This window comes from Acidimicrobiales bacterium (genome assembly GCA_036273495.1).
Taxonomy (GTDB): domain Bacteria; phylum Actinomycetota; class Acidimicrobiia; order Acidimicrobiales; family JAJPHE01; genus DASSEU01.
On the sequence record DASUHN010000306.1, the window covers coordinates 1 to 9,844 of the forward strand.

Here is a 9,844-nt window from a genome sequence, read left to right on the forward strand (position 1 = left end):
CCACGCCGGGAGCCGCAGGAGCGGCGGGGACGGAGGCCGCGTCCTCGGTCGGCGACACGTCGCGACGCAACCCTTCGCGCTCCGCCTTACGACGGACGCGGTCGGCCTGCTGGTCCTCGATGCTCGAGGAATGGCTCTTCACGCCGATGCCGAGCGCCTCGCACAGGTCGAGGGCTTCCTTGTTGGACAGGCCCAGCTCGCGGGCGAGCTCGTAGACCCGGATCTTCTTGGCCAACTGCCGGTTCAGTCCTTCCGATACTCGTGTCCGCGCCCACAAAGGGCGCGGTCTTACATCCTCCCACACGCCGACCGGGGCCTGTTAAAGCGGCCCAGGTCAGGCGGGCTGGTCGAGCTGGCGCCGCAGCGCCTCCGCCGCCTCCGGGCCCACCGCCTTCCGCAGCGCCCGGGCCAGCCCGCCCCGGCCCACAGCGGAGTCGACACACGCCGGCGACCCCCGGCACATCCAGGCGCCCCGGCCCGGGAGGTCCCTTCCCACGGCCAGCCCACCCTCCACCGCCACCAGCCGCACCAGCTGGTCCTGGGGCGCCCGGCGGCGGCACCCCACGCACGTGCGGACCGGAGCCGCTACGCCTGCTCCTCCTCCGGCACGGGAACCGTCAGCGCCTCGGGGGGGCCGGCGGCGTCGGCCCCCCCGGTGGCGGGCGTCCCGGCCTCGGTGGCGGGCGACCCGGCCTCGGTTCCCGCCGGGCCTGCCTGTTCCGCGGTCGTCGCCTCGGCGGCCGGCTCGGCGCCGTCCCCGGCGTCGCCTGCGGCCCACTGCTGGGCGGAGAGGGCCTCGCCGCCCTCGGCGGGCTGCCAGACCATCTCCCCCGCCTCGTTCTCGACCCATTCCCCCTCGGCCCATTCCTCGCCCGAGTAGCCGGCCTCCTCCTCGGCCAGCTGGGTCTCGCTCTTGATGTCGATGCGCCAGCCGGTGAGCCGGGCCGCCAGACGGGCGTTCTGGCCCTCCTTGCCGATGGCCAGGGACAGCTGGAAGTCGTGGACGACGACGGTGGCGGTGCCGGTGTCCTCGTCCAGGCGGACCTCCTTCACCCGCGCCGGCTGGAGGGCCCGGGCCACGAACTCGGCCGGGTCCTCGGAGAACGGGACGATGTCGACCTTCTCGCCGCGCAGCTCGTTGGTCACCATGCGGACGCGGGCGCCCCGGGCCCCGACGCACGCGCCGACCGGGTCGACGTTCGGGTCGTTGGACCACACGGCGATCTTGGTCCGGTGCCCGGGCTCGCGCGCACAGGCCCTGATCTCCACGACGCCGCTCGCGATCTCCGGAACCTCCATCTCGAAGAGGCGCTTGATCAGGCCGGGGTGGGTGCGGCTGACCACGATCTGGGGGCCCTTGGTGGTCTTGCGCACCTCGACGATGTAGGCCTTCAGGCGCGCCCCGTGCTCGTAGCGCTCGTACGGGACCTGCTCGGCCTGGGGCAGCAGCGCCTCGACCTTGCCGAGGTCCAGCAGTGTGTAGCGGTTGTCGCTCTGCTGGATGATCCCGGTGACGATGTCACCCTCGCGCCCGGCGTACTCCTCGTACTTGAGGTCTCGCTCGGCCTCCCGGATGCGCTGCAGGATCACCTGCTTGGCGGTCTGGGCGGCGATGCGGCCGAAGTCCTCGGGGGTGTCGTCCCACTCCCGGAGGACGTTCCCGTCCTCGTCCACCTCCTGCCCGTAGACGCGGATCTCCCCCGAGTCGGGGTCGATGGTGACCACGGCCTCCTCGGCGGCGTCGGGCCGCCGCTTGTAGGCGGCCACCAGGGCGTTGGCCAGGGCGTCCAGCAGGGTGTCGACGGAGATGCCCTTCTCGCGCGCGATCAACTGCAGGGCTTCCAGGAACTCGAAATTCGTCTTGCTCATTGATGGGCCTTCTTCTTGGGGCCGCCCGGCTTGGGGGCGGGGCCCCACTCGAACACGGTGCGCGCCCGTTCCATGTCGGCATAGCGGACGGCGCGGGGCGCGCCGCCGTCCGGATCGACCACGACACCTTCGTCGTCGGCGGCCTTCAGCGTCCCGGTGACCCGGCGCTCCCCCTCCACTCCGGGGAGGGTCCGAACCGACACCTTGGAGCCGACGAAGCGCCGGAACTGCTCCGGCGTCCGCAGCGGGCGCTCGAGGCCGGGGCTCGACACCTCCAGGTGGTACTGGTCGGGCAGCGGATCCCCCGCGTCGAGGGCGGCGGAGATGGCGGGACTGATGGCGCTGATGGCCTCGAGGTCGATGCCGCCGGGACGGTCCAGGCTGAGGCGTACCAGGCCGCGGCCGACCTCTACGTCGACGAGCTCCAGATCGGAGGTGGCGAGGACCGGCTCGACCAGCTCACGCACCCGCTCGGCCGGGCCCATCGCACCTCCTCACTCACTCAAGGACCAGTTGACTCCGCTGATGAAATCACGCTGCGCAATACAAAAAAGCCGGCCCGGAGACCAGCCGGAAAATTATAGCTGAGGTGCCGACCTTCTAGCATCGGCCGACCGTGCCCAAGACCGCCGTTCTGACCCCTCAGGACCAGGATTTCCCCGCCTGGTACCAGGACGTCGTGGCGCGGGCCGAGCTGGCCGACAACGGGCCGGTGCGGGGGACGATGGTGATCCGCCCCTACGGCTTCGCCATATGGGAGCGCATGCAGGCCGAGCTCGACCGGCGCATAAAGGAGACGGGGGCCGAGAACGCCTACTTCCCGGTCTTCATCCCCGAGTCCTACCTGCGCCGGGAGGCCGAGCACGTCGAGGGGTTCAGCCCCGAGCTGGCCGTCGTCACCCATGGTGGCGGTAAGCGCCTGGAGGAGCCGGTGGTCGTCCGCCCCACCAGCGAGACCATCATCAACTCGTTCTTCTCCAAGTGGGTGCAGAGCTACCGGGACCTGCCCCTTCTCGTGAACCAGTGGGCCAACGTGGTGCGCTGGGAGCTGCGCCCCCGGGTGTTCCTCCGGACGACGGAGTTCCTGTGGCAGGAGGGCCACACGGCGCACGCGACCGAGGAGGAGGCCCGCCGCTTCGCCCTGCGGATCCTGGAGGACGTCTACCGGGGGTTCATGGTGGACGAGCTGGGCCTGCCCGTGCTGTTGGGGCACAAGACGGCGGCGGAGCGCTTCGCCGGGGCCACCACGACGTGGACGTGCGAGGGGATGATGCGGGACGGCAAGGCCCTGCAGATGGGGACGAGCCACGAGCTGGGCCAGAACTTCGCCCGGGCCTTCGACATCATGTTCTCGGACGAGACCGGCCAGCGGACCTTCGCCTGGCAGACCTCCTGGGGCGCCTCGACCCGGCTGATGGGCGCCCTGGTCATGGGCCACGGCGACGACGCCGGCCTCCGCCTGCCCCCCCGCCTGGCCCCGATCCAGGTCGTCGTCCTCCTGGTGCGGGCCGAGGAGGGGGCCGGGGAGCGGGCCGCCGCCCTCGCCTCCGAGCTGGCCGGGGCCGGGCTGCGGGTCCGCCTCGACAACCGGGTCGAGACCTCGTTCGGGCGCCGGGCCATCGACTGGGAGGTCAAGGGCGTGCCGGTGCGGCTCGAGGTGGGCCCCCGGGACCTGGCCGAGGGGAACGTGACCCTGGTGCGCCGGGACACCGGGACCAAGACCGCAACTCCCCTGGCCGGCGTGCCCGCCGCGGTGGCCGATGCCCTCGCCGCCACCCAGGAGGCGCTGCACGCCGCGGCCCTGGAGCTGCGCCGGTCCCGGACCGCCCCGGTCGCCACCCTCGACGAGGCCGTGGAGGCGGCCGGCTCGGGCTGGGCGTCACTGCCTCTCGCGGCCCTCGGCGGCGAGGAGGGGGAGGCGCGCCTCAACCGGGCCGGCGTGACCGTGCGCTGCATCGTGGGCACCGACGGCGGCCTGGCCTCCCCCGCCGACCCGCCGGAGGACCTGGTGGCCGTGGTCGGCCGGGCCTACTAGTCGGCAGGCGCATCAGGGGGACCACCGACGGCGCGGTGAGCGCCGGCGCCGGGGTTGGGGTCCCCGGCGGCACGCGGCGGGCGTGGTCCGCAGGACCCGGGTGCCCGACGCCATCAGCTCAGAACGCGGTCATCGTCCAGGGGGGCCGGTTGGCGCCGAGGAACAGGTCGGCCCGGTCGAGGGCGCCGGGGGTCAGCTCGTGGATCCGGCCCGCCCGGCCCAGGGCGCTGGCCGCCACTCCGCCGAGGAGGACCGAGCCCAGCTCGGGGGCGCCGAGAGCCAGGTCGGGCTCCTCGCCGGAGCGGGCCGGGCGGGCGGTGGCCCCGTCGGGGCCCCCCTCTACCACCCAGCGCCCGGGGTTCCAGGGGCACAGCTCGTCGGCGAGGTCGACCGTCAGGCGGTCCGCCACCCGGTAGCGGCGGGCGGCCAGGGCGGCGGCGGCGTCCACCGGGCGCACCCACATCCAGTCCCGGGTCCGCACGCAGGCCAGCTGGCGGGGATCGGCCAGGGCCCAGCGGAGCGGGTCGTCCAGGGGCCGGTTCTCGAAACGGATCTGGGTGACCAGGTCCACCCCGCACAGGAACGAGAACATGGCGGCCTCGGCCCCGGCGTCGACGGCGCACAGCTCGTCCACGGTGAGCCGGGAGCTCGCCAGCTCGTGGTGCCAGTCGGGCTCGACCCGGTAGGCGGCATAGGCGTCGGGTCCGCCGGGGCCCTCGTGGACGGCGCGGAACCAGCTGCCCTTCTGCTCGTCGAGCGGATCCTCGGCCACCGCCACCTCCCAGAAGCCCGGCGTGCGGGACACCTCTCCGGGCTGGGTCCTCCGCCACCGGTCGTGGACTGCGGGGATCAGCTTGAGGGCCTCGGCCTCGTCGACCAGCCGGACCGCGCCCCGCCCGGGCGCCCCGTCCCGGCGCATCGTGGCCCGGGCCCGCTCGAGGGTGTGCTCGGCCGACACCGTGGCCACGCCGTACCCGAACCGGTCGTAGATGGCCCCCTCGCTGGCGGTGAGCACGGCCAGGGGCTCCCCCCGCTCGCGCACGTCGTGGAGCTGCAGGCCCATCAACGCCGTCAGCAGACCCTGGCGGCGGTGGGTGGGCAGGACGCTCACGAAGCTGACCGCGGCCACGGGGACCGTCGTGAGGCCGGGGAGGGTCAGCTCGAAGGAGAAGGCGCCGGCCGTGCCGACCACGGCATCGCCCTCGAAGGCGGCCAGCGTGCGGTCGAACTCGAGGCTCGGCCGCCACGTCTCGACCATGGCGTCGGTGACCTTGCCGTAGCCGAAGGCGGCGGCGTCGGCCCGGTAGAAGGCGCCGGCTTCGTCGGGGGCGATCGGACGGATGTCGTAGTGCACCGGCGGTGTCTACCCGCCGTGGTCCTCCCGGTGCCGGCGAATTAGCTCGACCGTCGCCTCGCTCCGGTTGACGTCGCCCCCCTTGTCCTCCAGCAGGGCGCGCCGGTCGACCTCGGCCTCGGCCTCGGCCCCGGCGTCGGCGGCCGCCAGGCGGGCGTCCACGCCCTCGGCCACCAGCTTCTCCGCCTCGGCCACCAGCGCCGCCACCATCTGGTCCTCGGGCACCACCCGGACGATCCGGCCCCGGATGAACAGGTGGCCCCGCCGGCGGCCGGCGGCGATCCCGATGTCGGCCTCCCGCGCCTCGCCCGGCCCGTTGACCACGCAGCCCATCACCGCCACCTGCACCGGCAGGTTCAGCTCCTCCAGGGCGGCCTGGGCCTCCTTGGCCACCCCGATGACGTCGATCTCGGCCCGGCCGCACGAGGGACAGGCGATCAGGTCGAGGCCCTTGCGCTCCCGGAGGTTCAGGGCCTCGAGGAGCTGGCGGCCGGCGCGCGCCTCCTCCACCGGGTCGGCCGTTAGGGAGTACCGGATGGTGTCCCCGATCCCCTCGGCCAGCAGGGTGGCTATCCCCGCCGTGGACTTGATGAGCCCGGCGGGCGGCGGGCCGGCCTCGGTGACGCCGAGGTGGAGCGGATGGTCGACGACGTCGGCCAGCTGCCGGTAGGACTCGATCATCAGCGGGACGCTCGACGCCTTGACCGAGATCTTGACGTCGTCGAAGTCGACCTCGCGGAAGTAGGCGAGCTCCATCTGCGCCGACTCGACCAGCGCCTCGGGGGTGGCGCCCCCGTGCTTCTTGTAGAGGTCGGGGTGGAGCGAGCCGGCGTTGACGCCGATGCGGATCGGCACCCCGCGGTCGCGCGCCTCGCTGGCCACCAGGCGGATCTCCTCGGGCTTGCGCAGGTTCCCGGGATTCAGCCGCAGGCACGCCACCCCCGCCTCGAGCGCCTCGAGGGCCCTCTCGAAGTGGAAGTGCACGTCGGCCACGATCGGCACGGGTGAGCGGGGGACGATGCGCGCCAGCCCCTCGGCCGCCTCGGGCTCGTTGCACGTGCAGCGCACGATGTCGGCGCCGGCGGCGGCCAGGGCGTAGATCTGGGCCAGGGTGCCGTCCACGTCGGCCGTCTTGGTCGTGGTCATCGACTGCACGCTCACCGGCGCGCCACCCCCGACCGGCACCGGTCCGACCATGATCTGGCGGGTGGCCCGGCGGGGTGCGGCCACGAGGGAACGCCGGCCGGGAACCGGCTGGTCGGCTCGGTCCGGCGCGCTCATCGTTCGCTCACCTCGGTCACTGGAAGGGGTTCGCGGGCGGATGGAAGATGTCGGCCCACGTCGACGCCACCGCCACGACCACGAGGGCCAGCACCACGACCGCGGTGACCGGCGCCCACTTACGGGCGTCGGCGTGGTACGGGCGCCCCCGCCGGCTCCGGATGCGCTCGTACACCGCGGTCACGACGTGGCCGCCGTCGAGGGGCAGCAGCGGCATCAGGTTGAACACGCCAATGAACACGTTGAGCTCGATGAGCAGGACCAGCACGTCGCGCAGCCCGCTGTTGGCGGCGTCTCCCGCCAGTTGGTAGATACCGACCACCGACTCGAAGCGGGGCGCCGGCTGCGAACCCGACGACGGGGCGGGCACGTGGCCGGTTATCTGGCTGGTGTAGGTGTGCAGACCCTGGCGGGAGAAGATCTGGCGGAGCGCTCCGAACACGTCGGTCACCGCGCTGCCGAAGTCGGAGCCGGCCTGCGGGACCGCCGCCAGCGGGGACACGTGCTCGATCACCGGGGCGGGGCTGATGCCGAGGAAGCCGTAGTGCTGCGAGTTCCTGGGGATCGAGACATCCACGCCGGCGATCGGCTGGGTGACCAGATCGCGCGGGACGGCGTGCAGCACCAGGGTCCGGCCGTCGCGCACCACGGTGATGGACACCGGCTGCCCGGCGTGCGAGCTGATCACGTTCGGCACCTGGTTCCAGCTCTGCACTGTGCGGCCGTCCAGAGCCACGATCCGGTCACCCGGCCGGAGGCCGGCCACCTGGGCGGGACTGCGCCCCGGGAGAACGGTCACCGACGACACCGTGGTCGTGGCCTGCGAGCCGGGGGTCCCCACCACCGCCAGCAGCACCCAGAGCAGGATGATCGCCAGCAGGAAGTGCACGAGCGAGCCGGCACTGACGACGAGGAGGCGGCGGGGGAACGTGGCGGCGCGGTAGGTACGGGCCTCGTCCTGGGGAGCCACCTCCTCGAGGTTGGTCATCCCGATGATGCGGACGTAGCCCCCGGCGGGGATGGCCTTGACTCCGTAGTCGGTCTCTCCCCGCCGGACCGACCACAGCCGGGGCCCGAAGCCGAGGAAGTACTCGGTCACCTTCATGCCCGACCACTTGGCCGTGGCGAAGTGACCGAGTTCGTGCAACATGATGATCACGACGATGGCGGCGATCACCGCCATGGTCCGCGCGATCCCTGTGGCGATCGACGCCACCACCGCCGCCGCCACGATCAGAGCGAGCCGCAGGAACGCCGAGCGCTGCTCGCGCGCCGGGTCGCCGTCGGGCGGCGGGGATGGCCGGAAGGGTGCGTCCGCCGTCGTCGGCGCCGCGCTCATCCGGCCCGCACCCGGCGGCCCACGGCCGCCACCGCCGCCCGGCGCCCGCCGGCGTCGGCCACGAGGATGTCCTCGATCCCGTGGGCGGGCGGGCCGTCGTAGGCCTGCAGGGCCTCGTCGACGACGTCGGCTATCTCCAGCCAGCCGATGCGCCCGCCGAGGAAGGCGTCCACCGCCACCTCGTTCGCGGCCGACAGCCAGGCCGGGGCGCACTCGCCCTGGCGGCCGGCGTCGTAGGCGAGGGCCAGGCAGCGGAAGACGCCCGGGTCGGGAGCCTCGAAGTCGAGCCGGGCCAGGTCGGTCCAGTCGATCCGCCCGTGAGGCTCCGCCCACCTGTCCGGATAGGCCAGGGCGTAGCCGATCGGGAGCCGCATGTCCGGCATGGAGAGCTGGGCCATGGTTGCTCCATCGGAGAATTCGACCATGGAGTGGACGATCGACTGCGGGTGGACGACGACGTCGATCCGGTCGTACCCGACCCCGAACAGCTCGTGGGCCTCGATGACCTCCAGGCCCTTGTTCATGAGCGTGGAGGAGTCGACGGTGATCTTGGGGCCCATGGCCCACGTCGGGTGGGCCAGGGCGTCCTCGACGGCCACCGCGCTCAGGACGTCCCGGCCCATCCCCCGGAACGGGCCGCCGCTGGCGGTGAGCAGGATCCGGGCCACCTCGGCCTCGGGGCGGGCCGAGGCGCGCAGGCACTGGTGGATGGCGGAGTGCTCGGAGTCGACCGGGACGATCTCCCCGCCCGACTCCCGCCGCACGGCGTTGACCACCGGGCCGGCGGCGATGAACGACTCCTTGTTGGCCAGGGCCAGCCGGGCCCCCTCCTTGAGCGCCGCCATGGTGACCGGCAGCCCGGCGAAGCCGACCACCCCGTTCAGCACCACGTCCGCCCCCGCCGCCAGCGCCGGCAGCGCCTCGGGGCCGGTCAGCAGCTCGGTCCCCGCCGGCAGCCGGCCCGCGACCCCCGCCGCCGCCTCGGGATCCACGACCGCCACCCGCTCGGGGCGCAGGAGCTCGGCCTGCTCGACCAGCAGGTCGGCCGACGCCCGCGCCCCCAGGGCCACGACCCGGAACCGGCCGGGCTCCTCGAGGAGGACGTCGACGGCTTGGCGGCCGATGGAGCCGGTCGAGCCGACCAGGCTGACCCTGGTCATTCCGGACGCCGTCATCCCAGGCCCAGCACCCGGACCAGGTAGTAGGTGGCGGGCAGGACGAACAGGATGGCGTCCACCCGGTCGAGGAGGCCCCCGTGGCCGGGGAGAAGGGTGCCCATGTCCTTGATGCCGAGGTCCCGCTTCACGAGCGACTGGCACAGGTCCCCGAGCGGCGCCACCACCGCCGCCACCAGGCCCAGGGCCACGGCGTCGTGGAACGACCACGGGTGGATCTGGCTCACCACCGCGGCGGACAGGACCAGGCACGCCACCATCCCCCCGATCAGGCCCTCCCACGTCTTGTTGGGGCTGATCAGGGGAGCCAGGGGCCGGCGTCCCAGCCGGCTGCCGACGGCGAAGCCGCCGACGTCGTAGGACACCGCCGCGATCAGGGCCCCGAGGAGGAACGCCACCCCGTGCCGGTTCGGGAAGACGTCAGGGTCGAGCAGGAGGCCGGCGTAGGAGCCGAGGAACCCCACCCACATGAAGCCCACCAGGGTGGCGCCGATGTTGCGCAGGGCCCGGGCGTGGACCACTCCCGCCAGGTACCAGAGGAAGCTGAAGACGACCGTGAGGGAGGCCACGAGCGGGAGGGCGGACTCCCCCCGCAGGTAGGCCCCGACCATGACCGCGACCGTGGCGGTGAGCCCGAGAAGGGTGGCGGGCCGGTACCCGGCCCGGCGCAGGACTCCGAAGGCCTCCGCCGCCGCCAGACTGGCGACCGCGGTCGTGAGCCCGAGGGCGGGCCCGGGGCCGGCCTTCAACAGGAGGAGGGCCAGGACGCCCACGCCGATCCCGGTCGCCAC

General features: G+C 73.4%; 10 protein-coding genes. 1 reads left to right on the forward strand and 9 read right to left on the reverse strand.

From position 1 onward, the window contains the following. The 4 genes from VFW24_12985 to rimP all read right to left on the reverse strand — a co-directional run. Window positions 1-235: translation initiation factor IF-2 N-terminal domain-containing protein (locus tag VFW24_12985; GenBank protein ID HEX5267679.1), on the reverse strand; the 235-nt coding region annotated here is incomplete at its 3' end. Window positions 236-334: 99 nt separating this feature from the next. Continuing rightward, window positions 335-565, reverse strand: coding sequence for a YlxR family protein (locus tag VFW24_12990; protein ID HEX5267680.1), 231 nt, complete (start codon window positions 563-565; stop codon window positions 335-337). Window positions 566-585: 20 nt separating this feature from the next. Beyond that, window positions 586-1,869, reverse strand: a complete 1,284-nt coding sequence (gene nusA, locus VFW24_12995) for a transcription termination factor NusA (GenBank protein HEX5267681.1) — start codon at window positions 1,867-1,869, stop codon at window positions 586-588. Continuing rightward, window positions 1,866-2,354 (reverse strand): ribosome maturation factor RimP, encoded by a 489-nt coding sequence (gene rimP, locus VFW24_13000; protein ID HEX5267682.1) that lies wholly within the window; start codon window positions 2,352-2,354, stop codon window positions 1,866-1,868. Before rimP ends, nusA begins: the two co-directional genes overlap by 4 nt. A 131-nt stretch (window positions 2,355-2,485) precedes the next feature. Here rimP and proS point away from each other — a divergent pair, with 131 nt between their 5' ends. After that, window positions 2,486-3,904 (forward strand): proline--tRNA ligase, encoded by a 1,419-nt coding sequence (proS, locus tag VFW24_13005; protein ID HEX5267683.1) that lies wholly within the window; start codon window positions 2,486-2,488, stop codon window positions 3,902-3,904. 118 nt (window positions 3,905-4,022) lie between these two features. Here the strand turns inward: proS and VFW24_13010 are convergent, their stop codons facing one another. The 5 genes from VFW24_13010 to VFW24_13030 form a co-directional block, all read right to left on the reverse strand. Next, window positions 4,023-5,258 carry a GNAT family N-acetyltransferase gene (locus tag VFW24_13010; GenBank protein ID HEX5267684.1) on the reverse strand — a complete coding sequence of 412 codons (1,236 nt, stop codon included), beginning with the start codon at window positions 5,256-5,258 and terminating at the stop codon, window positions 4,023-4,025. 9 nt (window positions 5,259-5,267) lie between these two features. Next, window positions 5,268-6,539, reverse strand: coding sequence for a flavodoxin-dependent (E)-4-hydroxy-3-methylbut-2-enyl-diphosphate synthase (ispG, locus tag VFW24_13015; protein ID HEX5267685.1), 1,272 nt, complete (start codon window positions 6,537-6,539; stop codon window positions 5,268-5,270). 16 nt (window positions 6,540-6,555) lie between these two features. Next, a complete protein-coding gene (locus VFW24_13020; protein HEX5267686.1) occupies window positions 6,556-7,878 on the reverse strand; it encodes an RIP metalloprotease in 1,323 nt (440 codons plus the stop codon). After that, a complete protein-coding gene (dxr, locus tag VFW24_13025; protein ID HEX5267687.1) occupies window positions 7,875-9,038 on the reverse strand; it encodes a 1-deoxy-D-xylulose-5-phosphate reductoisomerase in 1,164 nt (387 codons plus the stop codon). The genes VFW24_13020 and dxr overlap by 4 nt, the downstream gene beginning before the upstream one ends. Before the next feature lie 11 nt (window positions 9,039-9,049). Further along, the coding region (locus VFW24_13030; protein ID HEX5267688.1) for a phosphatidate cytidylyltransferase at window positions 9,050-9,844 on the reverse strand (795 nt) is incomplete at its 5' end.

Coding starts and splice junctions, on each gene's coding strand:
- nusA (HEX5267681.1), bottom strand. CDS start 1,869: ATGAGCAAGACGAATTTCGAGTTCCTGGAAGCCCTGCAGTTGATCGCG.
- rimP (HEX5267682.1), bottom strand. CDS start 2,354: ATGGGCCCGGCCGAGCGGGTGCGTGAGCTGGTCGAGCCGGTCCTCGCC.
- ispG (HEX5267685.1), bottom strand. CDS start 6,539: ATGAGCGCGCCGGACCGAGCCGACCAGCCGGTTCCCGGCCGGCGTTCC.
- VFW24_13020 (HEX5267686.1), bottom strand. CDS start 7,878: ATGAGCGCGGCGCCGACGACGGCGGACGCACCCTTCCGGCCATCCCCG.
- dxr (HEX5267687.1), bottom strand. CDS start 9,038: ATGACCAGGGTCAGCCTGGTCGGCTCGACCGGCTCCATCGGCCGCCAA.